This is a genomic window from Nocardia yamanashiensis, from assembly GCF_021183565.1.
GTDB lineage: Bacteria > Actinomycetota > Actinomycetes > Mycobacteriales > Mycobacteriaceae > Nocardia > Nocardia yamanashiensis.
Genome location: NZ_CP089226.1, coordinates 4643530 through 4666443, shown reverse-complemented (window position 1 = coordinate 4666443; position 22914 = coordinate 4643530). Strand labels below are relative to the sequence as shown.

The 22914-nt window shown below is 68.8% G+C and carries 21 protein-coding genes; 14 read left to right on the top strand and 7 right to left on the bottom strand.

The window, feature by feature from the left end:
* The first annotated feature begins 64 nt into the window (after positions 1 to 64).
* Together LTV02_RS22090 and LTV02_RS22085 are read left to right on the top strand one after the other, a co-directional pair.
* Entirely contained in the window at positions 65 to 988 is a 924-nt protein-coding gene (locus tag LTV02_RS22090) for a hypothetical protein (RefSeq protein ID WP_233033467.1), read from the top strand.
* A 236-nt stretch (positions 989 to 1224) separates the two neighbouring features.
* A complete protein-coding gene (locus tag LTV02_RS22085; RefSeq protein ID WP_233033466.1) occupies positions 1225 to 3234 on the top strand; it encodes a glycosyltransferase family 39 protein in 2010 nt (669 codons plus the stop codon).
* A 10-nt stretch (positions 3235 to 3244) separates the two neighbouring features.
* Here the strand turns inward: LTV02_RS22085 and LTV02_RS39300 are convergent, their stop codons facing one another.
* A complete protein-coding gene (locus LTV02_RS39300) occupies positions 3245 to 3817 on the bottom strand; it encodes a GlcG/HbpS family heme-binding protein (protein WP_269821549.1) in 573 nt (190 codons plus the stop codon).
* A 244-nt stretch (positions 3818 to 4061) separates the two neighbouring features.
* Between LTV02_RS39300 and LTV02_RS22075 the strand changes: the two genes are divergently transcribed.
* The 6 genes from LTV02_RS22075 (at position 4062) to LTV02_RS22050 (ending at position 9741) form a co-directional block, all read left to right on the top strand.
* Entirely contained in the window at positions 4062 to 5264 is a 1203-nt protein-coding gene (locus LTV02_RS22075; protein ID WP_233033465.1) for a sensor histidine kinase, read from the top strand.
* Positions 5265 to 5334: 70 nt separating this feature from the next.
* Positions 5335 to 5964 carry a response regulator gene (locus LTV02_RS22070; RefSeq protein ID WP_157762147.1) on the top strand — a complete coding sequence of 210 codons (630 nt, stop codon included), beginning with the start codon at positions 5335 to 5337 and terminating at the stop codon, positions 5962 to 5964.
* Between the two features lie 75 nt (positions 5965 to 6039).
* Entirely contained in the window at positions 6040 to 7167 is a 1128-nt protein-coding gene (locus LTV02_RS22065; protein ID WP_233033464.1) for a BTAD domain-containing putative transcriptional regulator, read from the top strand.
* A 44-nt stretch (positions 7168 to 7211) separates the two neighbouring features.
* Positions 7212 to 8447: a cytochrome P450 gene (locus LTV02_RS22060; protein WP_233033462.1), complete on the top strand. Its 1236-nt coding sequence runs from the start codon at positions 7212 to 7214 to the stop codon at positions 8445 to 8447.
* A gap of 41 nt (positions 8448 to 8488) precedes the next feature.
* Complete coding sequence (locus LTV02_RS22055) at positions 8489 to 9058, top strand: TetR/AcrR family transcriptional regulator (RefSeq protein ID WP_233033453.1); 570 nt, start codon at positions 8489 to 8491, stop codon at positions 9056 to 9058.
* Positions 9059 to 9132: 74 nt separating this feature from the next.
* The gene (locus tag LTV02_RS22050; protein WP_233033451.1) at positions 9133 to 9741 is read left to right on the top strand and encodes a TetR/AcrR family transcriptional regulator; all 609 of its coding nucleotides are present in this window, start codon (positions 9133 to 9135) and stop codon (positions 9739 to 9741) included.
* A gap of 23 nt (positions 9742 to 9764) precedes the next feature.
* Here LTV02_RS22050 and LTV02_RS22045 read toward each other — a convergent pair whose 3' ends face one another.
* Together LTV02_RS22045 and LTV02_RS22040 are read right to left on the bottom strand one after the other, a co-directional pair.
* Entirely contained in the window at positions 9765 to 10667 is a 903-nt protein-coding gene (locus LTV02_RS22045) for an alpha/beta hydrolase (protein WP_233033449.1), read from the bottom strand.
* Positions 10668 to 10690: 23 nt separating this feature from the next.
* Entirely contained in the window at positions 10691 to 12151 is a 1461-nt protein-coding gene (locus LTV02_RS22040) for a flavin-containing monooxygenase (protein ID WP_233033447.1), read from the bottom strand.
* 165 nt (positions 12152 to 12316) lie between these two features.
* Here LTV02_RS22040 and LTV02_RS22035 point away from each other — a divergent pair, with 165 nt between their 5' ends.
* Positions 12317 to 13357, top strand: coding sequence for an NAD(P)-dependent alcohol dehydrogenase (locus LTV02_RS22035; RefSeq protein WP_233033445.1), 1041 nt, complete (start codon positions 12317 to 12319; stop codon positions 13355 to 13357).
* Here the strand turns inward: LTV02_RS22035 and LTV02_RS22030 are convergent.
* Entirely contained in the window at positions 13354 to 14286 is a 933-nt protein-coding gene (locus LTV02_RS22030; RefSeq protein WP_233033443.1) for an alpha/beta fold hydrolase, read from the bottom strand. The two genes, LTV02_RS22035 and LTV02_RS22030, sit on opposite strands and share 4 nt — an antisense overlap.
* 8 nt (positions 14287 to 14294) lie before the next feature.
* The gene (locus LTV02_RS22025) at positions 14295 to 14687 is read right to left on the bottom strand and encodes a hypothetical protein (RefSeq protein WP_067710630.1); all 393 of its coding nucleotides are present in this window, start codon (positions 14685 to 14687) and stop codon (positions 14295 to 14297) included.
* 229 nt (positions 14688 to 14916) lie between these two features.
* Between LTV02_RS22025 and LTV02_RS22020 the strand changes: the two genes are divergently transcribed.
* Both LTV02_RS22020 and LTV02_RS22015 read left to right on the top strand, forming a co-directional pair.
* Positions 14917 to 16440 carry an amino acid permease gene (locus LTV02_RS22020; RefSeq protein ID WP_233033441.1) on the top strand — a complete coding sequence of 508 codons (1524 nt, stop codon included), beginning with the start codon at positions 14917 to 14919 and terminating at the stop codon, positions 16438 to 16440.
* Positions 16441 to 16586: 146 nt separating this feature from the next.
* Positions 16587 to 16877 (top strand): hypothetical protein, encoded by a 291-nt coding sequence (locus tag LTV02_RS22015; protein ID WP_174564479.1) that lies wholly within the window; start codon positions 16587 to 16589, stop codon positions 16875 to 16877.
* Between the two features lie 48 nt (positions 16878 to 16925).
* Here LTV02_RS22015 and LTV02_RS22010 read toward each other — a convergent pair whose 3' ends face one another.
* Positions 16926 to 17558 carry a DUF305 domain-containing protein gene (locus LTV02_RS22010; RefSeq protein WP_233033439.1) on the bottom strand — a complete coding sequence of 211 codons (633 nt, stop codon included), beginning with the start codon at positions 17556 to 17558 and terminating at the stop codon, positions 16926 to 16928.
* Positions 17559 to 17657: 99 nt separating this feature from the next.
* Positions 17658 to 18092 (bottom strand): DUF6153 family protein, encoded by a 435-nt coding sequence (locus LTV02_RS22005; protein ID WP_233033437.1) that lies wholly within the window; start codon positions 18090 to 18092, stop codon positions 17658 to 17660.
* Positions 18093 to 18210: 118 nt separating this feature from the next.
* On the opposite strand from LTV02_RS22005, the gene LTV02_RS22000 reads away from it, so the two are divergent.
* From LTV02_RS22000 to LTV02_RS21990, 3 genes are all read left to right on the top strand, one after another.
* Positions 18211 to 19128 carry a ribonuclease Z gene (locus LTV02_RS22000; protein ID WP_233033435.1) on the top strand — a complete coding sequence of 306 codons (918 nt, stop codon included), beginning with the start codon at positions 18211 to 18213 and terminating at the stop codon, positions 19126 to 19128.
* A gap of 158 nt (positions 19129 to 19286) precedes the next feature.
* Entirely contained in the window at positions 19287 to 20966 is a 1680-nt protein-coding gene (locus tag LTV02_RS21995; protein ID WP_233033434.1) for a DUF885 domain-containing protein, read from the top strand.
* A gap of 509 nt (positions 20967 to 21475) precedes the next feature.
* Positions 21476 to 22828, top strand: a complete 1353-nt coding sequence (locus LTV02_RS21990; RefSeq protein WP_233041662.1) for an MDR family MFS transporter — start codon at positions 21476 to 21478, stop codon at positions 22826 to 22828.
* Positions 22829 to 22914: the final 86 nt, after the last annotated feature.

The window sequence follows — 22914 nt, the reverse complement described above, 5'->3', positions numbered from 1 at the left end:
CCCCAGGGGGTATTAACTTTCTTTCTGTCGGACAACGAAGTAGATCACGAAAGAGGCTGGGGCAATGACCACCAACGCGCACACCACCCACACCGCCACCCCGGCTGACGCCCACGGCGACCACACCGCGCACACCACCCACGGTGCCCACGCGGCCCACGTCGGCCATGATGCTCACGCTGGTCATGACGCTCACGCCGGTCACGACGCCCATGCCGGTCATGACGCTCACGCCGGTCACGACGCCCATGCCGGTCATGACGCGCACGGCGGCGGGCTGCCCGGTGGGTTGCAGGTCACCCAGGACGGGTACACCCTCGACTTGGCCGAAACCATCACCGCTGCGGGTGAAATCGACTTTCGCTTCCGGATTCTCGGCCCGGACGGTGAGGCCGTCACCGCGTACGACGACATTCACGATCGCCGCCTGCACCTCATCGTCGTGCAGCGTGAACTCACCGGCTTCTGGCACGTTCACCCGGAGCTCGCGGCCGACGGCACCTGGCAGGTGAAGCTGAATCTTCCGGCGGCGGGCGCGTACCGCGCGTTCACCGATATCGCCCCGACCGCGCTCGGCCGCACCATCACCCTCGGCGCGGACTTCGCCATCCCCGGCGACTACGCCCCGCAGCCGGTACCCGCGGCCGCACGCACCACCGTGGTGGACGGTTACGAGGTCGCCCTGGACGGGGATCTCGTTGCGGGCGAAGGCCGCATGATCACCCTGACCGTGCGCAAGGACGGCGCGCCCGTCACCGACCTCCAGCCCTACCTGGCCGCCTTCGGCCACCTGGTGATCCTGCGCGCCGGCGACCTCGCCTACATCCACGTGCACCCGAACGGCGAGCCCGGCGACGGCGTCACCGCCCCCGGCCCCGACATCGCCTTCCACACCGTGGTCCCCGGCCCGGGCGTCTACCGCCTCTTCCTCGATTTCAAGCACGGCGACGTGGTCCGCACCGCCGCCTTCACCCTGGCCACCGCCTGACCTGTCCCGCAACGGATTTCACCGCCGCGACGAGCCGACGCTCGTCGCGGCGTTTCCTGTTCGGTCGCACCGGCGGTTGCTCCACCCGGGGGCGGATGTCATTGTGCGCTGGTCTTGCGAGGTGTTCCGGCTGCGCGGGCGCTCCCAGGGAACTCCCAGCCGAGGCGCAGGAAGATCGCAATCGGCGGTCCTAGGCTCCGCTGGTCGAGCGGAGTGGGTCAGCGGAAGGGTTGTGGATGACGGCGATGACCGGTGTGACCGGTGCGGTGGTGCCGGGGCGGGCGAAGGGGATCGCGCATTGGGCGAGATGGTTCGGCGGGGCTCCGGATCGTCCGCGCTGGGAGCGGCCTGGGACGCTCGCGCTGCTGGTGAGTACCGCCGTGCTCTATCTGTGGGGGCTCGGCGGGGCCGGTTGGACCAACCAGTACTACGCGGCGGCGGTGCAGGCCGGGACACAGAGTTGGAAGGCGCTGCTGTTCGCGTCCCTGGACTCACAGAACGCCATCACCGTCGACAAGCCGCCCGTCGCCATGTGGGTGATGGGATTGTCCGGCCGCGTTTTCGGGTTCAGCTCGTGGTCGATGCTGGTGCCCGAAGCGCTCATGGGTGTCGCCGCGGTAGGACTGCTGGCGGCCTGCGTACGCCGCTGGGCCGGTCCCGCCGCCGGGCTGCTGGCGGGCTTCGCGTTCGCCGTAACCCCGGTGGCGGCCTTGATGTTCCGCTACGACAACCCCGACGCCATGCTCATGCTGCTGCTCGTCGCGGCCGCGTACTGCACCGTCCGCGCCGTCGATGCCGAGTCGGCGAAATGGTGGTCGGCGAGTACCGGCTGGCTGGTCGCGGCCGGCGTGCTCATGGGCTTCGGCTTCCTCACCAAGATGATGCAGGCGTTCCTGGTGCTGCCGGGCCTCGCCCTGGTGGTGCTGGTGGCAGGTGCGGGCGGAATCGGTTTGCGCATAAAGCAATTGCTGACCGCCGCGGCCGCAGTGGTGGTGTCCTCCGGCTGGTACGTCGCCCTGGTAGCCCTGTGGCCCGCCGGCTCCCGCCCCTACATCGGCGGCTCCACCACCAACAGCCTGTGGGAACTCGCGGTCGACTACAACGGCCTCGGCCGCATCTTCGGCAACAACCGCGGCGGCATGCCGAACTACCGCCCCTCCGGCGGCACCGGCGTGGCCACGATCCCAACCCCGCAGCCCGGCGGCCAATTTCCCCGTGGCATGGCCGGATTCGGCAGTGAGCCCGGTATCACCCGCCTGTTCACCGGAGAACTCGGGACCGAATTCTCCTGGCTGCTGCCCGCCGCCCTCATTGCCCTGATCGCCGGACTCTGGCTCACCCGCCGTGCTCCGCGCACCGACCGCGTCCGTGCCGCCCTGCTTCTTTGGGGCGGTTGGCTGCTGGTCACTGCCGCGGTGCTCAGCACCATGAGCCGCAGTTTCCACTCCTACTATTCGATTGCTTTGGCTCCCGCGATTGCCGCTCTCATAGCGGTGGGCGCGACCCAATTGTGGTCCCGCCGAACCCATCCGGCCGCTCGTGGCACCTTGGCCGCGGCCGTCGCCGTCACCGGAGCCTGGGCTTTCGTGCTACTCCGCCGCACCCCCGACTGGCTGCCGTCCTTCCGCTGGGCGGTCCTGGCGGCTGCGATCGTCGTCGCGGCATTCCTGCTCCTGCCTGCCCGCTCCCACCGCACAACCCGCGTAATCGCCGTCGCTGCACTGCTTTCCATGCTTGTGGCTCCGACCGCCTACGCGGTGGAAACCGTCGCCCAACCACACTCCGGCGGCAGCCCGGTGGCTGGACCGCCGCGCAACAGCCGCGGGCCCGCACGAGGCAACAACCAACTCGATCCGCAGATCGCCGAGCTGATCACCACCGCCGGAACCCGCTGGGCCGCAGCCGCAGTCGGTGCGTCCGACGTCAGCACCCTCGAGCTGCAAACCGGCACACCGCTACTCGCAGTCGGCGGCTTCAGTGGCCGAGACGATTTCCCGACCCTCGAACAATTCCAGCAATACGTAGCCGACCATCAGATCGCCTACTACCTGGTTCGCCAACGCCAGCAGAGCCAGCAGGGCGAACAGGCCGGGAACAGCGAAGGGCAGCAGGCCAACCCCACCGCCCCGAACGCCCAACGCCGCGAGCCGGATCAATCGACCTCGGCCGAGATCACCGCCTGGGTCAAGGCGAACTATCCCGAAACCACGATCGGCAACATGTCCGTCTATCGCCTGGCCCGGTAACCGGATCGGCTCAGTTGGCGAGGGCGGCCACGCCTGCCTGGGCGAACTTCTCGTCCAGGTCGCCGCTGGGCGCGCCCGCCACGCCGATGCCGGCGATCGGAGCGCCGCCCTTGGCATCGACCGGAGCGCCGCCGGCGAGGAAGAGGGTGCCGGGGATATCGGCGAGATGCGGGGCCGAGTCTAGGCGCTTGGCGAGGGTGGAGGTGGTGGCGTTCCAGGAGACGGCGGTGAAGGCCTTCTGCTGGGCGGAGTCGTAGGACTGGGGGCCCGCGCCGTCGCCGCGCAGGACGACGACGGTATTGCCGTTGCGGTCGACCACGGCCACGGTGACGTGCTGGTTTTCCTTGACGGCGGCGTCGAGGGCGGCCTGGGCGGCCTTGGTGGCGGCGGCGATCGAGAGATGGCTGCTGGTGGTCAGGTTGGCGTCGGCGGCATCGACGACGACGGGCGTGCGGGCGCCGGGATCGGGGTTCTGGGCGTTCACCGAGACCACGCCGATCGCGCCGGCGGCGACCACGGCCGCGGCCGCGCCGCCGATGATGAGCCGGGTGCGGGTGGACTTGGTCTGCTTGGTTTCGGTCATGGCGATCGCTCCTGTACCTGGTTGCGCGCTCCGGATGCCCGGCGCGCCGGATCGGGTGCCGTGCGGCAACCCGTGCACTATCGATCCTGGTGTGGAGCGTGCGGTTTGCCATCGGCTCACCGGGTGGTCGCGGCGCGCGGTGTGGGTGACCCGGGTGTCAGCCGATCGGTTGATACGGGCGGGCCGAACGGGCGGCAGAATTAGGGTGTTTGCGCAGATCGGCGTCGTGGAGGAGGTGGACCGGGTGACAGTGAAAGAGCGAGAGCGCGCCGATTCGCGGTTGCTCGGGACCATCGTGCATTGCGCGTTCTACGTGTTGCTGGCTGCTTCGGTGCTGCGGTATTTCCTGAAGCATCACGACAGTCCGCGGGCGCCTTGGGTTTTCGCGTTGGCCGCGGTGCTGGCGGTGCTGTATGTGGTGAGCGAGTTGCGGGAGTCGCGGCGGATTCTGTGGTTCGCGCTGCTGGTGGGCACCTGGGTGGTGCTGGTGTTGCTGGCGCCGAGTTTCGCCTGGTGCGCGGTGGCGTTGCTGTACACGGGGTTGCGGATCCTGCCGCTGCGGGCCGCGTTGGTGCTGGTGACGGCGTTGACGGCGTTGATCGTCATCGCGCAGGTGAAGCTGGCCGGGTGGGCGGATCCGAATCTGCTGCTGGCCCCGCCGGCGGTGGCGGCGATCAGTACCGCGTTGTTCGTCGGGATGCGGCGGCACACCGAGCAGCAGGCCGCGTTGATCGCCGATCTGCGGGCTACGCGACGGGAGCTGGCCGCCACCGAGCGCCGGGAAGGCACGCTGGCCGAACGGCAGCGGCTGGCCATGGAAATCCATGACACGCTCGCGCAGGGCTTGTCCAGTCAGCGCATGTTGTTGCAGGCCGCCGACCGGATCTGGGAAACCGATCCGGACCGCGCCCGCACCCACATTCGCACCGCCGCCGCCGTCGCCGAGCAAAACCTCACCGAGGCACGCCGTTTCGTCGACGACCTCGCCCCCGCCGACCTCGCCGCCGGCGGATCACTGGTTGCAGCCCTGCGCGCCCTGGCTGAACGGGAGGGGCCGATCGGCCTGAACGCCCCTGGTCTTTCCTCGGATTCGCCGCGCGCGCTGACGGTGCGGGTACAGGTGGACGGCGAGCCCGCCGCCCTGCCCGGGCAGGTGGAGGCGGCGCTGCTCCGTATCGCCCAGGGCGCGCTCGCCAATGCCCGCGAGCATGCCGCCGCGAGTACGGTGACGCTCACCGTCACTTACCTGGGCGATCAGGTGGTCCTCGATATCGCCGATGACGGAACGGGTTTCGACCCGGCGGCTCCGGTCAGCGGCGAGCAGCGCGGTCACGGCCTGCCCGCCATGCGCGCCCGGCTGCGGCAATTGGGCGGCACGCTCACGGTCGAATCGGCGCCGGGCGAAGGGACCGTACTATCGGCCGTCGTACCGCTGGCTGCCGGATGAAGACACGCGGGTCGGACCCGTGCGCCAGTCGCGCTTTTACCAGTCGTCGGTGGGAGGCCCCGTGGATGCTGTGAAAACCGTTGTCCGGCTGCTGATCTGCGACGACCACGCGGTGGTGCGCGCCGGTCTGCTGGCCTTGCTGGCCAGCGCGCCGGATATCGAGGTGGTGGGGGAGGCGGGCAGCGGGACCGAGGCGGTGACGCTGGCCGCGGCCGTGCACCCGGACGTGGTGCTGATGGACCTGCAACTCGGCGCGGATATGGACGGCATCGAGGCGACGCGGCGCATCTGCGCGCTCCCGAACCCGCCGTACGTGCTGGTGCTGACCACTTTCGACACCGACGCCGACGTCACCCGCGCGATCGCCGCCGGCGCCACCGGTTACCTGTTGAAGGCGGAGCGCCCGGAGGAGCTCTTCGCCGCCGTGCACGCCGCCGCCCAGGGCCGTACCGCGCTGTCCCCGCCGGTGGCCGATCGTGTCATGACGCAGATGCGCCGCCCGCGCCCCACCCTCACGCCCCGCGAACTCGACATCCTCGCCCAGCTCGCGCACGGTCTCGGCAATCGCGAGATCGCCCGCGCCCTGCACATCAGCGAGGCCACCGTGAAAACCCATCTGGCCCGCATCTACGACAAACTCGAGGTGGAGACCCGCGCCGCGGCGGTGGCGGTGGCGAAGGAGCAGCGGCTGCTGCCGTGAAACCGGGGGGCGTGAGGCGGGCCGGGAAGTTACAGTGGCGGGAGTCTGACCGGGGGCGATGGTGAGGAGTTGCCGATGGCGCAGGTGCGGGCGCAGGTGGGGGTGCTGGGTCCGGTCGAGCTCACCATCGATGGGGTGGCGCAACAGCTGGGCGGTCCGAAACAGCGAGCGGTGCTGGCCTACCTGGTAATTCATGCCAACCGCCCGGTTTCGGTCGATGCCCTGGCCGCCGCCGTCTGGGAGGAGAACCAGCCCCCCGACGTCCGCGTCAGCCTGCACGCCATCGTGTCCAACCTCCGCAAGCCCCTGCGCGACGGCGGCATCGACGCCCGGAACATGTTGCAGCACATGGGAACCGGCTACCGCATCGTGGTGGACGACGCCGCTTGCGATGTCTTCCGCTTCCGCATCCGCCGCGAGAACGGCCTGCGCGCCCTGGCTGCCGGCCGTTTCTCCGCCGCCAGTGAGGCCCTCTCCGACGCCCTCGCGCAATGGCGCGGCCCGGTCCTGTCCGATCTGCGCGGTCTCGGTTTCGCCGACGCCTACGCGGTGGCCCTGGACGATGAGCGCATCGGCGTCATCGAGGCCCGCGCCGAAGCCGATATCGCCCAGGGCCGCGCCGATGCCGTGGTCTCCGAACTCACCCTGCTGGTGCGCGATCATCCACTGCGGGAATCACTCTGGGAGCAGCTGATCACCGCGCTCTACCTGGCCGGCCGCCAGTCCGACGCCCTCGATGCCGCCCGCCGCCTGCGCACCGTGCTCGCCGACGAACTCGGCATCGATCCCGGCCCGCGCATCCGGGAGCTGGAAGCCCGTATCCTGCGCCAGGAATCGCTGAGCGTGCGCGCGGTGGCCGCCGCCTCGGCGACCCGCGCCACCACCATCGTGGATCGCAGCTGGCACGAGCCGCAGGCGATCCTGCGCGGCCGCGACGGCCAGGTGTTCCCCATCGTCGGCACCGTGACCCGGATCGGCCGGCTCTCCGACAATGACATCGCGCTGCCCGACGGCCGGGTCAGCCGCCATCACGCCCTGGTCATCGACAACGGCCTCACCTATGTGGTCAAGGATCTGAGCTCCTCGAACGGCGTGTTCGTGGACGGAATCCGGGTGGTGGACAGCGCGATTCTGGCCAATAACGCGACGGTGCGGATCGGCGACAGCGAGTTCACCTTCCAGCTGGTCCGGGAGCAAGACTGAAACCGGTTCTAGACAGAATCGAGTATTTGTCTTACCGTCGATGCATGAGTTCAACGTCGTGTCATGCGGCCAGGTTCGAACCGCGCTCGGGCGAAACCTGGCGTGACCCCTGGCCCATGTATTCCGCACTGCGCGAACACGATCCGGTGCACCACGTCGTGCCCGAAGGCCGCGAATCCGACGACTACTACGTACTGTCCCGGCACGCCGACGTGTACGCGGCCGCCCGCGACCCGCAGACCTTCTCCTCGGCCTCGGGCCTGACCCTCGATTACGTCGGCATGGATGCCATCGGCGGCGGCGTGCTGCGGCCCTTCGTCTTCATGGACCCGCCGGAGCACACCGACTTCCGCCGCCGCGTCTCCCCAGGATTCACGCCGCGACAGGTGAATTCGGTGGAACCGGCGGTGCGCCGGTTCGTCATTGAACGCGTCGAGAAGCTGAAGGCCGCGGGCGGCGGCGATATCGTCGCCGAACTCTTCAAACCGCTGCCGACCATGGTCGTCGCGCACTATCTCGGCGTCCCGGAGGCCGATCGCGCCAAGTTCGACGAATGGACCTTCGCGATCGTCGGCGGCGCGATCTCCAGCGGCGATATCAGCAAGGCCAGCGGCGACGTCATGGCCGTGATCGGCGAAATGGCCGGGTATTTCACGCAATTGATCGATCGCCGCCGCACCGAACCCGGCGACGACACCATCTCGCACATGCTGGCCTCCGGCATCGGCGCGGACGGCGACACCGACGGCCTGCTCGCCATGCTCGGCTTCGCCTTCACCATGATCACCGGCGGCAATGACACCACCACCGGAAACCTCGGCGGCGCGGTGCAATTGCTCAGCGCCAACCCCGAGCAGCGCCGCCTGCTGGTCGAGGACCCGAGCCGCATCACCGTCGCGGTCGAGGAATTCCTGCGCATGACCTCACCCGTGCAGGGCCTGGCGCGCACCGCCACCCGCGATGTCGAACTGCACGACACCGTCATCCCGGCCGGCCGCCGCGTCCTGCTGCTCTACGCCTCGGCCAATCACGACGAACGCGAATACGGTCCCACCGCGGAACAACTCGACGTACTGCGCAACCCCAAGCAGATCATGACCTTCAGCCACGGCCATCACCACTGCCTGGGCGCGGCCGCCGCGCGCATGCAGGCCCGGGTGGCGCTGGAGGAACTACTGGCCCGCTGCCCGGAGTTCACCGTGGATATCCCCGACGTAGTCTGGTCCAACGGAAATTACGTCCGCTGGCCCATGTCGGTCCCGTTCCATGTGACCGCCTGAGCCGTGCGGGCGGGTGACCGCGAATACCGAAGGGACAGCGCATGAGCCGCGATTGGCTGGCAACCGACCGGGCCGACCTGGCGGCCGAGCGGATTCTCGACGCCGCCGCCGAACTGTTCGCCGCACGCGGCGTGACCAGTGTCGGCATGGGCGATATCGCCAAGGCGGCGGGCTGTTCGCGGGCCACCCTGTACCGGTATTTCGACAATCGGCAGGCGGTGCGGCTGGCTTTCGTGCATCGCGAGAGCCGCCGGATCGCGGCGCGGGTGGCGGCCGAGGTCGGCGCGGTGGAAGACCCCACCGAGCGGATCATCGAGGCCATGCTGGCCGCGGTGCGCGAGGTGCGCGCCGACCCCATGCTCATCGCCTGGTTCCGGGCCGGCGAGGCGGGCCCGGCGGGCGAGATCAGCCAGGATTCCGCGGTCATCGAATCGCTGGCGACCAGCCTGTTCACCCCGAACGGGCTGGGCGATCCGGAACGCGGGCGGCTGGCGCGCTGGCTGACCCGCATCATCGTCTCGCTGCTGGCCGCGCCCGGCCGCGACGCCGGCGAGGAACGCGCCATGCTGACCGAATTCGTCGCACCGATCCTCGTCCACGCCTTCGCCTGAACCGCGCTACTGCCCGCCGATGGTCCGGCGGGTGGCCGGTGAGAGCGCGGCGCGCGGTGCGCCACAATGAGGCCATGTCATCGCGTGCCCTTTCGGCCACTTTCACCACCGTGCACCCGCTTTCGAGCAGTCAGCGGGAACGGCGGCAGCGCCTGCTGGTCGCGGCGCGCGAACTGGCGGGGCAGGGCGGGTACGGGGCGGTGACCATGCACGCGGTGGCCGACCACGCCCGGCTGGCCAGGGCCACGGTATACCGGTATTTCGGCAGCAAGGATCAGCTGCTCACCGCCGCCGGGGTGGAATGGGCGCGCGAGATCGCCGAAGAGCAAGCGCGGGGCGGGATTCGGCTGGCCGGGGGCTCGGCCGCGGAGCAGATGGCGGAACTCATGGCGGCCGTGATCGACCATTCCGCCGCCGAACTGCCGCTCATGTCGGCCATGGTGTCGGCCATCATCTCCGGGGACCGCACCGCCGACCGGGAACGCCGGGCGCTCTACGCGATCATGCTGGAGCGTTTCGATCAGATCATGGGCGACGATCTCTCCGCCGAGGAGCGCGCGGACATGTCCTACCTGCTCGGCCAGCTCATGCTGGCCGCCCTCACCAGCCTCTGCCTGCTCGAACAACCCGCGAAGCTGGTGCGCGACATGGCGATCGGGGCCGCGCATCGCCTGCTGCCCTGAGCGGTGAGCGAGCGCGCCATCGATCATTCTCCCGAGCGGTAGCCGGTGTGATGGCCGTACAGGGCTTCGGTGAGGGGCTTCGCCAGGTCCGCGATGGCTTCGCGGGAGGCTTTCATGGGCATGGCGTGAAAGACGTGCCACAGGCCGCGATACTCCCGATGCCGCAGCGGCGCACCGGTTTTCGCGGCGTGCGCGGCGAATCGGCGGGCGTCCCCGGCGAGCAGGTCGTCGCCCGCCGATTGCAGCACGATGGGCGGCAGTCCGGTGATGTCGCGGTGCACCGGTGACATCGCGCGCCGTTCCGCCTCGGGAACGCCGGGCAGGTAGGCGTCGATGCAGTCGCGCATGAGCGAACCGGTGAGCAGCGGTTCCCGGGGCGAATCGCCCTGGAACGCCGCTGATTCGGTGCTGTAGTCGAGCACCGGGCAGATCATGGCGAGTAGCGCGGGCGGTGGCCAGCCCTTGGCGCGCAGCCGCTCGGCGAGATCCAGGGTGAGCGTGCCGCCGGCCGAATCGCCCGCGACGGCAATCTGTTTCGCGGGCACGCCGCGTGCGAGCAGGGCGCGGTACGCGGCGAGCACATCGTCGATCGCGGCGGGATACGGATGCTCCGGGGCGAGGCGGTAGTCCAGGGCGTAAACGGTGGTGCCGGTGGCCGCCGCCAGGGGGCCGGTGAGCGGCCGGAGCATGGCGGGGGCCCCGCTGACGAACCCGCCGCCGTGCAGATACAGGATGGCCGCGTCGGCGGGAGCGTAACGGGGCGTGAGGATTTCGGCCGGGGCGCCGCCGAGCGAGCCGGTCGTCACCGTCACGCCCGCGGGCGCTTTGACGAAACGGGTGCCCGCGACCAGTCGCCGCCGGACCCGGTCCCAGTCCGGGGCGGGGCCGAACGACCACCGGCCGATCAGTCGCGACAGACCACGCATCGAGGAAACCGGCACGGGCCCGCTCACTTTCGGGCGCCGGCGCGTTCCAGCCGGTAGTCGACCGGATCGGGGGCGCTGCGAATCAGTTTCTCGTAGCGGCCGGGGCTCCACGGCCACAGTTCGGGCAGTCCGTCCTTGCCGAGATACCAGCTCCGGCAGCCGGTGGTCCACACGGTGCTGGGAGCGGCGGCTCTGAGGCGCGCGTTGTACCGGTCGGTGGCGGCGTGGGTGGGGGCCAGCGCGCCGAATTCGCCTGCCTGCCAGCGCTGCAGCCAGCCGACGATGCGCGCGGACTGCGCTTCGGCGACCGCGGTGAGCGGATGGTTGGCGAACGGGCTGTGCGGGCCGATGAGCATGAACAGGTTCGGGAAGTCGGGCATCATGACGCCCTCGAAAGCGCGCGGCCCGTCCGCCCAGGCCTGGTCCAGGGTGCGTCCGCCGGTGCCGGTGATCGCCATCGGCCGCATGAAGGCGTGCGAGTCGAATCCGGTTGCCAGCACCAGCATGTCGAGCTCGTGCAGCACGCCGTCGGCGGTCACCACCCCGTCCGGCTTCACCTGTTCGATACCGCTGGTCACCAGTTCCACATCCGGCCGCTGCACCGCCGCGTAGAAGCGGTCCGACACCACCAGCCGCTTGCACATTGCCTGATAGTCGGGGGTCAGCTTGGCACGCAGTTCGGGATCCTTGACCGACCGCAGGTTTCGCGCCACCACCCACTGGATGAAGCGCCGGATGCGGCCGGGGTGCACCAGCCCCTGCGAGAACGCCGCGAAGATCATCCGGTGCATGCCGTAGACCAGCGTGTTCAAGGCCGGCACCCGCCGGTAGATCGTCTTCGAGATCGGCGTGTAGGCGCGATTGACGGTCGGCAGGATCCACTGCGGAGTGCGCTGGAAGAGCACCACTTTCGGTACCTGCCCGGCGAGTGCGCTCACCAGCTGGGTGCCGGTCGATCCGGTGCCGATCACCCCGATCCGCTTGCCGGCCAGCTCCACCTCGTGATCCCACCGCGACGAATGCATCACGGGCCCGGCGAATTCGGTCAGTCCGGGGATGTCGGGCCGGTTCGGGTGGTGCAGGAAACCCGTTGCGCACATGACGAAGTCGAAGCGCGCGGTCGTCCCGTCGGCGGCGCCGACCAGCCAGCCCTCCGCGTCGTATTCGGCCGAGATCACTTCCGCACCGAACCGGGTGTGTGCGGGCAGGCCGTGCTCGCGCGCGACCCCGGCGAGATAATCCTTGATCTCCGGACCGGCCGAATACAGTTGCGTCCATTCGGGATTCATGGCGAACCGGAACTGGTAATACCGCGACGGCACATCGCACACCAGTCCGGGATAGGTGTTGTCGCGCCAGGTCCCGCCGTAATCGGCAGCCTTCTCGAAGATGGTGAAATCGGTGAATCCGGCCCGCTGTAGAGCGACGCCCATGCAGATGCCGGAGATGCCGGCCCCCACGATGGCGATCCGCGGTTGCTTCATGGGACGGCAGCCTAGACAGGAGTCTCATTCCCCGGGAGCGTTTTGGCGAACACCATTAGACATTCCGTCATTCGCTAGACACAGTGTAAAGCGAGTGCTACCTTGTGCGCCAGATCACACGCGAGAAAACGCGGCGTCACTCGTGAGAAACACAGAGGAAGCACCATGCGAGCACTCCAGTGGACCGGCCCGGAAACGGTGGTAGTCAACGACATTCCGGTCCCCGATATCGGACCCAACGACCTGCTCATCCGGGTCGGCGCGGCGGGCGTATGCCACTCCGACCTGACCCTGGTCAACTTCCCGATCCAGCTGCGCGAGGATCCGCTGACCCTCGGCCACGAGATCGCCGGCACCATCGAGGCCATCGGTTCGGACGTGACCGGCCGCGAGATCGGCGAGCGCGGCGTGGTGTACCTGTTCTGGACCTGCGGCGTGTGCCGGGAGTGCGTGAGCGGCAACGAGAACGTGTGCCTCGCGGCGGGCCGCGTCGCCATGCCGCCCTGCCCGGGCCTCACCATGGAAGGCGGAATGGCGGAGTACGTGCGCATTCCGGCCGGCACCTTCGTGCCCATCGGCGATCTGGACTTCATCCAGGCCGCGCCGGTCGCCGACGCGGCGCTGACCGCCTACCACGCGATTCGCGGGACCAAGGACGTGCTGCGGCCGGGCGGCACCGCGGTGGCCATCGGCATCGGCGGGCTCGGGCACGCGGCCCTGCAGATCCTGCACGCGATCAGCGGGGTGCGCGTGATCGCCGTCGATTCCGCGCCGGAGAAGCTGGAACTGGCCGCGGCCTGCGGTGCGGACGTGAGCATTCTGGCCGCGGACGACACCGCCAAGCAGATCCTGGACCTGACCGACGGCCGCGGCGCGGAAGCGGTGTTCGACTTCGTCGGCGTCGACAGCACCGCCAAGCTGGCCGTCGAGACGGTGGCCCCCAACGGCGCGTATCGCATGGTCGGCATCGGCGACGGCAATCCGGGAATCACCGCCGGACCCGCCGGTGGTCCCGGACTGCCGTGGGGCGCGACCGTGCGGAAGTCGCTGGGCGGCACCAGATCCGACCTGCACGCCTGCGTGGCGCTGGCGCAGGCCGGGAAGCTGCACATGGAGGTGGAGCGCTTCGATCTGGCCGAGGGGCCGGACGCGTTCCAGCGCCTGGACAAGGGCCTGATCCGCGGCCGCGCGGTGCTGGTGCCCTAGTCCGCGCTCGGATCGACCTCGGCGAGAAAGGTTTTCACCCGCGCCGCGATCTCCTCGGGGAATTCGCCGTTGATGGCGTGCGATGCTTCCGGCCACACTTCGAACTGCCCGGCCGGCAGCAGTTTGCGCGCCTTCGCGGCCAGCTTCTTGGACTTGTGCACGATGCTGCGCCCGGCGAAGATCCCGAGGAACGGGATCTCGAGACCCGAAAGCTGTTCCTTCGAAGGCTGTTTCACCATCGGCAGGTAGGCGGCGAAATCCTTCATGCCCGAGGCGATGAGCCGCCCCTCGGGCAGGTCCTGCGGCGCCTGCACGCCCCCGGAGATCCAGCTCAGCAGGCGATTACGCCATTTGTCCGGCATGCCAGGCAGGACCGAGCCCAGCGACACCATGATCATTTTCCAGGTCACGCCGCCGAAGACGAACGGTGCGTCGAAGGTGATCAGCGCGGCCACCCGCTCGGGATGGTGCACGGCCAGATTCACCGCCGACCAGCCGCCGATGGACACCCCGAGCACGTGCACCGGCCGCGGCTCCAGCGCCGCGAGCGCCTCGGCCAGCCATCCGGCCTGATCGGCATCGTCCTGCAGGGGCTTGGTCTGCACGCTCGCGCCGGGTTCGCCCAGCAGATCCAGGGTCAGCACCGGGCGCAGGGCGGTGAGGCCGGGCAGGTTCGCCGCCCACATCGGGGTCGCGGCCTGCCGTCCCGGCAGCAGGACCAGCGGCGTGGCCGGGCCGTCGCCGAAACGATAGGCCCGCACGGTCCCGAAACTCGTTGGCACATCCACGGATTCGCGGACGGCGGGCAGCTGGGCGAAGCCGTCGAGATACGCCGCTCGATACCGCTTGTACCCTGCGGTCTCGCGGAAGTACCCGATCCGCTTGCCCTTCCACTTCGGACCCACATTGTGCTCGGGAAACTCGACCATGCCCTCGATCATTCCTCGGCCGCCCGGTACTCGCGCAGCGGCCCCGGCACCCCGCGCACCGCCAGCCACTCCAGCATCCGCACCCCGTCGGCCAGCGGCGCGTGCTCGGGCCAGCCCTCCCAGCGCACCGAATTCCCGTGATGCAGGGTCACCGTGGCCAGGGTGGCGTCGGCCGCGTCGAGGAATTCCAGGGCCACATCGCCCAGGCAGCGGCAGATGAATCCGGGCAGATCGGCGATGCGCAACGACTCGCGGAGCGCCTGCATCGCAATCGGATCGCGTTCCTCCAGCAAAGGGTCCGGATCGCCGCGCAACTCCCGCACCCGCACCCGCTGCGCGCCGGCGAGGATCCGATCCAGCGCCTGCGGATCCCCGCCTTCGAACTTGCCGCCGGACCGCATAGCTAACCCTATCGGGACCGGCCGGTCGCTGGGGAGCGTCGGAAGTGGGTAATCGTCAGGTGTAATTCGGTAAATGTTGTCCAACCAGTTGCTGAACTGGTTCGTACCAGTGGGTGATACGGTTCGCTGTGACGCCGACAACTCAGGTCTCGCCCCGGGATCGAGAGCAAGGACCCGGGAAGAGGCGTGAACTGCACAGTTGCCGAGAAGCCCAGATATAGGAGAGACAGTGGCGACTCCGGACCCTCAGCCTGATGCGGTCGGCCCCGCGGCCACCCGCACCACCGGTTTGTTCCGCACCAAGACGGTCGAACAGTCCATTCGCGACACCGACGAACCCGACGCCAAACTCCGCAAGGACCTGACCTCCTGGGACCTCACCGTCTTCGGTGTCGCCGTGGTGGTCGGCGCGGGCATCTTCACCCTCACCGCACGCACCGCCGGCAATCACGCCGGGCCCGCGGTCTCGCTGGCCTTCGTCTTCGCCGCCATCGCCTGCGGCCTGGCCGCGGTCTGCTACGCGGAATTCGCCTCCACCGTTCCGGTCGCGGGCAGCGCGTACACCTTCTCCTACGCCACCTTCGGCGAACTCGCCGCCTGGATCATCGGCTGGGACCTCATCCTGGAATTCGCGCTCGGCACCTCGGTCGTGGCCAAGGGCTGGTCGCAGTACCTGGGCACGGTCATGGGCGGGCACATGCCGATCTGGCACTTCGGCTCGGTCACCTTCGACTGGGGCGCCGTGCTGCTGATCGCCATCCTCGGCGTGCTGCTGGCGCTGGGCACCAAGCTGTCCTCGCGGGTGTCCGCGGTCGCGGTCGCCATCAAGCTGGCCGTCATCGCACTCGTCGTGGTGGTCGGCGCGACCTACTTCAAGCTGGACAACCTGAAGCCGTTCATCCCGGCCTCGCAGCCGGTCGCCGATGACACCTCCGGCTTGCGCCAGACGCTGTTCGCGCTGGTCACCGGTGGCGGCGGCACCACCTACGGCTGGTACGGCCTGCTGGCGGCGGCCTCCATCGTGTTCTTCGCCTTCATCGGTTTCGACGTGGTCGCCACCGCTGCCGAGGAGACCAAGGACCCGCAGCGCAATGTGCCGCGCGGCATCCTCGGCTCGCTCGCCATCGTCACCGTGCTGTACGTCGCGGTGTCGCTCATCCTCACCGGCATGGTGCCCTACACCGAACTGCAGGGCGACAATGCCACGCTGGCAAGCGCTTTCGCCATCAACGGCGTGACCTGGGCCAAGAACATCATCTCGATCGGCGCGCTGGCCGGTCTGACCACCGTGGTCATGGTGCTGTTCCTGGGCCAGACCCGGGTGCTGTTCGCCATGTCCCGCGACGGCCTGATGCCGCGCTCGCTGGCCCGCACCGGCCCCAAGGGCACCCCGGTCCGGATCACCGCCATCGTCGGCGTGGTGTGCGCGCTGCTGGCCGGGTTCGTGGACTTCGGCACGCTGGAGGAAATGGTCAATATCGGCACGCTCTTCGCGTTCGTGCTGGTGTCGCTGGGCGTGCTGGTGCTCCGCAAGACCCGCCCCGACCTGCCGCGCGGCTTCCGCGTGCCGCTGGTGCCGCTGATCCCGATCCTGTCGGTGGTGGCCTGCGCCTGGCTGATGTTCAACCTGTCGGTGGAGACCTGGCTGCGGTTCATCGTCTGGATGGCGCTCGGCCTGATCGTCTACTTCGCCTACAGCCGCAAGCACTCGCTGCTCGGCAAGCGGCTGGAGAGCAGCAAAATCGGTAGCTGATCGGCTGCTCGAGTTCGGTGCCGGTGGTGTGTCGTCCCACGGACGACCTGGCGGATGCGGTTCAATTGTCTCGACTAATGAGAGTTGTGCCACAAGTTCCGCCCCGCCAGCACCGTCTCAGCATCCGAGAGGAACCGATCGTGAGCATGCTCCTCGCCGCCGTGCACGACACGTACACCACCGTCGTCGCGCAGATCGGCAATCCGACCCCGGAAACCCCGCCGGTGGCTGACAAGCTGATGAAGCTGGTCCGCTACTTCACCTGGTTCACCATGCTCTCCGGCGTCACCGCCATCACCTACGGCGGCGGCCGCTTCGCCTGGGAGAAGTGGAGCGGCGGCGGCCTGGAATCACCGAAGATGGTGGCGGGCGCCATGATCGGCGGCGCCACCGCCACCAGCGCCGGGACCATCATGAACGCGGTCATCGGCAGTTAGCCACCACGGGTGCGCCGGATCCGGCGCACCCGTTGCCTTTTCGCTGGACTAGCTCTGGGCGAGCATGCGGTTCATCTGATCGATCTCACCCTGCTGCGCGCCCGTGATGGCCTGCGCCAGGGCCTTGGCGTCGGCGTTCTGACCGGTCGCCAGCTCGGTACTGGCCATGGCGATCGCGCCCTGATGGTGCTCGATCATCATGCGCATCCACATCTTGTCGAATTCGGCGCCGGACAGCTTCTCGAGCTGCTTCATCTGATCGTCGGTCATCATGCCGGACATGCCCTGATGGCCGCCCATGGTCGCGCTCGGGGCGGGCTTGCCGAACGCCTGCAGCAGGGTGCTGATCTGCTGCATCTCCGGGGACTGGGCCTGTTCGACGCTCTTGGCCAGGGTGATCAATTCCTGGTTCTGCGAACGCGACGGGACCAGCTCGGCCATCTCCACCGCCTGCGCGTGATGCGGGTACATCATCTGCAGGAAGGTGATGTCGGCGGCGTTGAAATCGGTGCGGGCGGCCGGGGCCGAGCTGCTCGCGGCCGGGGCGCTGCTGGAACTCGCGCCGTGATCCATGCCGGGCATGGAACCGTCCTTGTCGTCGCTGTTGCTACAGCCGGCGGCGAGCAGGGCGACGGCTGTAGCAACAGCGACGAGGGCGAGCTTGATACGGGTGCTGAACATGGTTGTACTCCTTGGCGATTGCGGTGAGTGCCGGTGAATCCGGAATAGGGCATGCGAAAACCCGCGTCCGCGTAGGGGATACGCGGCAGCGGCGGCCCATCAGATCCGCAGAATCGCCAAATCGGCCAGGGTGAGCACCGTCCAGGGTGGGGGACGGGCACGGTGCGCGCGCGGCCGGCGCACCCGCGCGGTGGTGGTTTCCCGGTCGCGTAGACCGACCCAGCCGAGCAGGGCCAAGCCCAGTCCGAGCAGCAGGGCCGCGAGGACGAACAGGCAGCCGTGCATACCGGCGTGCCCGCTGTCGCAGTCGCCGCCGCAGCCGGGCATGGTGGTCGCGGCGTGCTCCTGCGGCATGGCGGCGTGCTCTTGGGGCACGGCAGCGACCGTCACCGCCGCGTGGGAGCCGCCGGAATGACCGGACTCGGCGTGCGACATGCCGAAGACCACGGCGTGCATCGCCACGATCCCGGCCAGGAGGGTGAACAGCCCGAACGCCCGGATATACCGGGTGTCACGTGCCTGCTGTTCGACCACGGGGCCAGTCTAGTGGTCGTGCCGTCCGCTGTTTCGATACCCCTGCCTGGTATCGGCGGTGACGCGCCCGGGCTGCGCCGCCGCGAGGATCGGCCGACCGGGCGGTAGCCTGGCGGCCGTGTCACAGCGCGAACTGGTCATCCTCGGGACAGCCAGCCAAGTACCGACCAAGCAGCGCAATCACAATGGTTATCTGCTGCGCTGGGATCGGGAGGGTCTCCTCTTCGATCCGGGTGAGGGCACCCAGCGGCAGATGAGTTTCGCCGGCGTGGCGGCCAGCGGGATCACCCGGATCGGGATCACGCATTTCCACGGCGACCACTGTTTCGGGCTGCCGGGCGTGCTCGGGCGCATCAATCTGGATGGGGCCCTGCATCCGGTCGACGTGTATTTCCCGGCCTCGGGGGAGATCTTCTACGAACGGCTGGTCGACTCCTCCGCGCACAATCGCCGGGTCGAATTGCTGCCGCATCCGATCACCGAGAACGGTGAACTGCCTGCGCCCGGAGCCGATTTCAGCCTGCGGGCGGCGCGGCTGTCGCATCCCGTCGAAGCGTTCGGCTACCGGCTCGACGAACCCGACGGCATTCGATTCATTCCGGAACGGCTGCGCGAACTGGGGCTGGCCGGGCCGGTGGTGGGCAAGCTGCAGCGGGACGGCCGAGTCGAAATCGACGGGCGGGTAATCACTCTCGACGAGGTCAGCGAACCCCGGCCCGGACAGAGCTTCGCGTTCATCATGGACACCCGGCTCTGCGACGGCGTGTACGACCTGGCGCAGAACGTGGACATGCTGGTCATCGAGGCCACTTTCAGCGATGCCGACGAGGAACTCGCCGTCGAATACGGGCATCTCACCGCCGGGCAGGCGGCCTCGGTGGCGGCCAAGGCGGGCGCGCGGCTGCTCGTGCTCACCCACTTCTCGCAGCGCTACCGCACCCTGGACCAGCATCTGGCCGATGCCCGCGCGCAGTTCGACGGGGAGATCGTGGTCGCGGAAGACCTCATGCGAATTCCGGTTCCGGCCCGGCGCTGATGTTCTCGGCCGAGATCTTCGGTGATCGAGGTTCATGATGGTTCGCGGCCGTCTCGTTCTGGACTGAGTGGAGCGGGGGAGCGAAGCGGAGGAGCGGAGGGAGGGAAGAATGAGACATAAAGGCCGCGAACCCGGTCCGTAGCGAAGCGGAGGACAAATTGAACACAGCGCACGACGAACTCATCTCTCTCGCGGATCGATACTGGGACGCCATGCTGGAGTCCGCGCCCAGTGAGGCAACGCTGTTGGGGGACAGGCGTTTCGACGATCGCATCGAAGACCTGTCGGAGGATGCAGAGCAGCGGCTGCTGAGCACCTGGCGGGGGCTGCTGGCCGAGGTGGACGCGCTGGATCCGGAACGGCTCGACGCGCAGGACCGGATCACCCGGAGCCTGTTGCGGACCGAACTCGCTTCCGCCGCATCGCATCTGGAATGGCGGCCGGTGGAGATGGCGTCGGACCAGATGACCGGGGTGCATGCCGGGATGCTGACCATGGCGCCGCAGTTGAACGCGCCGGAGCCGGTGCACGCCGAGCAGCTGGTGCAGCGGTATCGGCAGTTCAGGGCGTTGATGGAGCAGGCCGTCGCGCGGTTCCGGGCCGGGCTGGCGGCGGGGCGGCGGCCGGCGCGGATCACCATCGAACGTTCGCTCAATCAGCTCGACGGGTACCTGGGGTCGGATGTCGCCGCGGATCCGTTCGTCACGTTTCCGGGGCCGGCGGACTGGGACGGTGAAAAGGCCTGGCGCGCTGACCTTTCCGAGGTGACCCGGGATGTCATCCGCCCGGCCTTCGCCGCGTACCGGACTGCCCTCGCCGAGGAACTGCTGCCCGCCGCGCGCCCCGACGACCAGCCCGGGCTGTGCTGGCTGGGTGACGACGGCGCGGACGTCTACCAGCGGCTGCTGCGGCATCACACCACCCTGCCGGATCTGGGCGCGGAGCAGATCCATCAGCTCGGGCTCGATGAACTCGAGGGGTTGCGCAGTGAATACGCCGAGGTCGGCGGGCGGTTGTTCGGGCGGACCGAGCTCGGGGAGATCTTCACCCGGCTGCGCGAGGACCCTACGCTGCGCTATGCCGACGGCGAGGAGATCATGGCCGACGCGCGTCGGTATCTCGCTGCGGCACAGGCGGAAATGGGAAACTGGTTCGGTCGGCTCCCGAAGCAGTCCTGCGACATTCTGCCGGTGCCGGAGTTCCTGGCCGCCGACGCGCCTGCCGCCTACTACTTCCCGCCCGCGGCCGATGGGTCCCGGCCGGGCGCGTATTACGTCAGCCTGCACGAGCCGAAGGGCAAGAACCGCTACGAGACCGCCGCGGTGGCCTACCACGAGGCGATCCCGGGGCATCACCTCCAGTTGACCATCGCCAACGAGCTGGAACAACTGCCTCGCTTCCAGCGCATGTCCTTCTCCAACACCGCTTTCGTGGAAGGCTGGGCTCTCTACACCGAGCGGCTGGCCGACGAAATGGGTTTGTACGCCGACGATCTCACCCGCATCGGCATGCTCGCCGCCGACTCCTGGCGCTCCTGCCGCCTGGTGGTGGACACCGGCCTGCACGCCAAGGGCTGGTCCCGCCAGCAGGCCATCGACTTCATGGTCGCGAACGCTCCCGTCGGCCTGGAGGAGATCCGGATCGAGGTGGACCGCTACATCGCCATGCCCGGCCAGGCCGTCGCCTACAAGGTCGGCCAGCTGGAAATCCGCCGCCAGCGCGCCGCCGCCACCGCCCGCCTCGGAAACGCTTTCGACATCAAGAACTTCCACGACGTGGTGCTGGGCTCCGGCTCGGTAAGCCTCCCGGTACTCCGCGAACTGGTCGCCGGACTGTAAGCAACCGAGCCCCCCGACGCCGTGCGAACGTGGGACATTCGCCGCAGTTGTGACGTTGGCGGGGTTCCAGCCTGGTGGTGCGGCCGCGGCGGAATTCCTGCCTCGGCGGTGCGGTTGCGGCGGCATTGTCCGGTGGTGTTGGCGGGGTTCCGGCCGGTGGTGCGGCTGCGGCGGAGTTCTCGCCTGGTGGTGCCGTTGCGGCGGAATTCCTGCCTCGGCAGTGCGTTTTGCGGCGGCATTCTCCGGTGGTGTTGGTGGAGTTCTACCCGGTGCTGCTGCCGCAGCGGCGACGTCCGGTGGTGTAGGCGTTGGCGGAGCCTCTTGCCCTCCTGCCCGGCCGGGTCGCCGCTACTGCGGCGACCCGGCCTTGCCTTCTTTTTCAGGGGAAATGGAATAGCGGACCGTGGGTGGTGTTCGATTCACTTAGTGAGTTGGGCTAACGAAAGGGTTTGCCGGTGACGGACACGGAAGTGGGGGCGTCGATCGGGCTGCGGTCGGAGCGCGGGCCGATGCTCGCGGCGCTGATGCTGGCTACCTCGCTGGTGGCGCTGGACTCCACGATCATCGCCACCGCCGTGCTCACCATCACCGATCAGCTCGGCGGGTTCTCGCAGTTCCCGTGGCTGTTCAGCATTTACCTACTGGCGCAGGCGGTTACCGTCCCGATCTACGGCAAGCTCGCCGACATGCTCGGGCGCAAACCCGTCATGCTGTTCGGCATCGCGGTCTTCGCCCTCGGTTCGCTGCTCTGCGGGCTCGCCACCAGCATGCCCGCGCTCATCGCCTTCCGGGCGGTGCAGGGCATCGGCGCGGGCGCGGTCGGGCCCATGTCCATCACCATCGCCGGCGATATCTACACCCTCGCCGAACGCGCCAAGGTGCAGGCGTACCTGGCCGCGGTCTGGGCCACCTCCTCGGTGCTCGGGCCGCTGCTGGGCGGCGTGTTCTCCGAATACCTCAGCTGGCGTTGGATTTTCCTGGTCAACCTGCCGCTGGCCGCGCTCGCCGCCTGGATGATCGTGCGCAAGTTCACCGAGGTCGCGCCGCGGCAGAGCCATCGCATCGACTATCTCGGGGCGGCGCTGCTGACGGTCGGCGCGGGCGGGCTGATCCTCGCGCTGCTGGAGGGCGGCCAGGCCTGGTCGTGGACCTCGCCGATCAGCCTGGGGCTGTTCGCGGGCGGCGCGCTGGTGCTGGTGATCTTCGGCCTGGTCGAACGGCGCGCGGTGAATCCGATTCTGCCGCTGTGGGTTTTCACCCGGCGCATCCTGGTCGCCAGCTCGCTGGTGTCGCTGCTGGTCGGCGCGGTGCTGCTCGGATTGACCTCGTACGTACCGACTTTCGCCCAGGGCGTGCTCGGCACCAGCGCGCTGATCGCCGGGCTCACCGTCGGCGCGCTCACCCTGGGCTGGCCGCTGTCGGCCTCGCAGTCCGGAAAGGTGTACCTGCGCATCGGATTCCGCTACACCGCGCTGATCGGCAGCACCCTGGCCACCGTCGGCGCGGCCTCGCTGCTGCTGGTCGGCGCGCACAGCACGCTCCTACAGGTGGCCTTCGGGTGTTTCATCGTCGGCACCGGGATGGGCCTGGTCGCGAGTCCCACCCTGATCGCCGCCCAGGACAGCGCCGAATGGTCCGAGCGCGGCGTGGTCACCTCGACCAATATGTTCGCCCGCAACCTGGGCAGTTCGGTCGGCGTCGCGGTCTTCGGCGCGATGGTCAACTCCCGCATCGGCAATACCGACCATCCCGCGCCCGAGGCGCTGTCGGACGCGGTGCACCTGGTCTTCATCGGCGTGGCGGTGATGGCCGCCGTCATGATCGGGGCCTCGGCCATGATGCCGCGCCGCGCGCCCCGGTGAATTTCGAGTATTCGGCGAAAAGCAAGATCAGCATGTGAATTGCGGGCCCGCAGAATAACACCGGGGTCGAATAGGTTGCCTTTCGC

Excerpts from the sequence above, each read along its gene's own strand:
- LTV02_RS22090 (WP_233033467.1), top strand. The coding sequence starts at position 65 with ATGACCACCAACGCGCACACCACCCACACCGCCACCCCGGCTGACGCC.
- LTV02_RS22085 (WP_233033466.1), top strand. The coding sequence starts at position 1,225 with ATGACGGCGATGACCGGTGTGACCGGTGCGGTGGTGCCGGGGCGGGCG.
- LTV02_RS39300 (WP_269821549.1), bottom strand. The coding sequence starts at position 3,817 with ATGACCGAAACCAAGCAGACCAAGTCCACCCGCACCCGGCTCATCATC.
- LTV02_RS22065 (WP_233033464.1), top strand. The coding sequence starts at position 6,040 with ATGGCGCAGGTGCGGGCGCAGGTGGGGGTGCTGGGTCCGGTCGAGCTC.
- LTV02_RS22060 (WP_233033462.1), top strand. The coding sequence starts at position 7,212 with ATGAGTTCAACGTCGTGTCATGCGGCCAGGTTCGAACCGCGCTCGGGC.
- LTV02_RS22055 (WP_233033453.1), top strand. The coding sequence starts at position 8,489 with ATGAGCCGCGATTGGCTGGCAACCGACCGGGCCGACCTGGCGGCCGAG.
- LTV02_RS22050 (WP_233033451.1), top strand. The coding sequence starts at position 9,133 with ATGTCATCGCGTGCCCTTTCGGCCACTTTCACCACCGTGCACCCGCTT.
- LTV02_RS22045 (WP_233033449.1), bottom strand. The coding sequence starts at position 10,667 with ATGCGTGGTCTGTCGCGACTGATCGGCCGGTGGTCGTTCGGCCCCGCC.
- LTV02_RS22040 (WP_233033447.1), bottom strand. The coding sequence starts at position 12,151 with ATGAAGCAACCGCGGATCGCCATCGTGGGGGCCGGCATCTCCGGCATC.
- LTV02_RS22035 (WP_233033445.1), top strand. The coding sequence starts at position 12,317 with ATGCGAGCACTCCAGTGGACCGGCCCGGAAACGGTGGTAGTCAACGAC.
- LTV02_RS22030 (WP_233033443.1), bottom strand. The coding sequence starts at position 14,286 with ATGGTCGAGTTTCCCGAGCACAATGTGGGTCCGAAGTGGAAGGGCAAG.
- LTV02_RS22025 (WP_067710630.1), bottom strand. The coding sequence starts at position 14,687 with ATGCGGTCCGGCGGCAAGTTCGAAGGCGGGGATCCGCAGGCGCTGGAT.
- LTV02_RS22015 (WP_174564479.1), top strand. The coding sequence starts at position 16,587 with ATGCTCCTCGCCGCCGTGCACGACACGTACACCACCGTCGTCGCGCAG.
- LTV02_RS22010 (WP_233033439.1), bottom strand. The coding sequence starts at position 17,558 with ATGTTCAGCACCCGTATCAAGCTCGCCCTCGTCGCTGTTGCTACAGCC.
- LTV02_RS21990 (WP_233041662.1), top strand. The coding sequence starts at position 21,476 with ATGCTCGCGGCGCTGATGCTGGCTACCTCGCTGGTGGCGCTGGACTCC.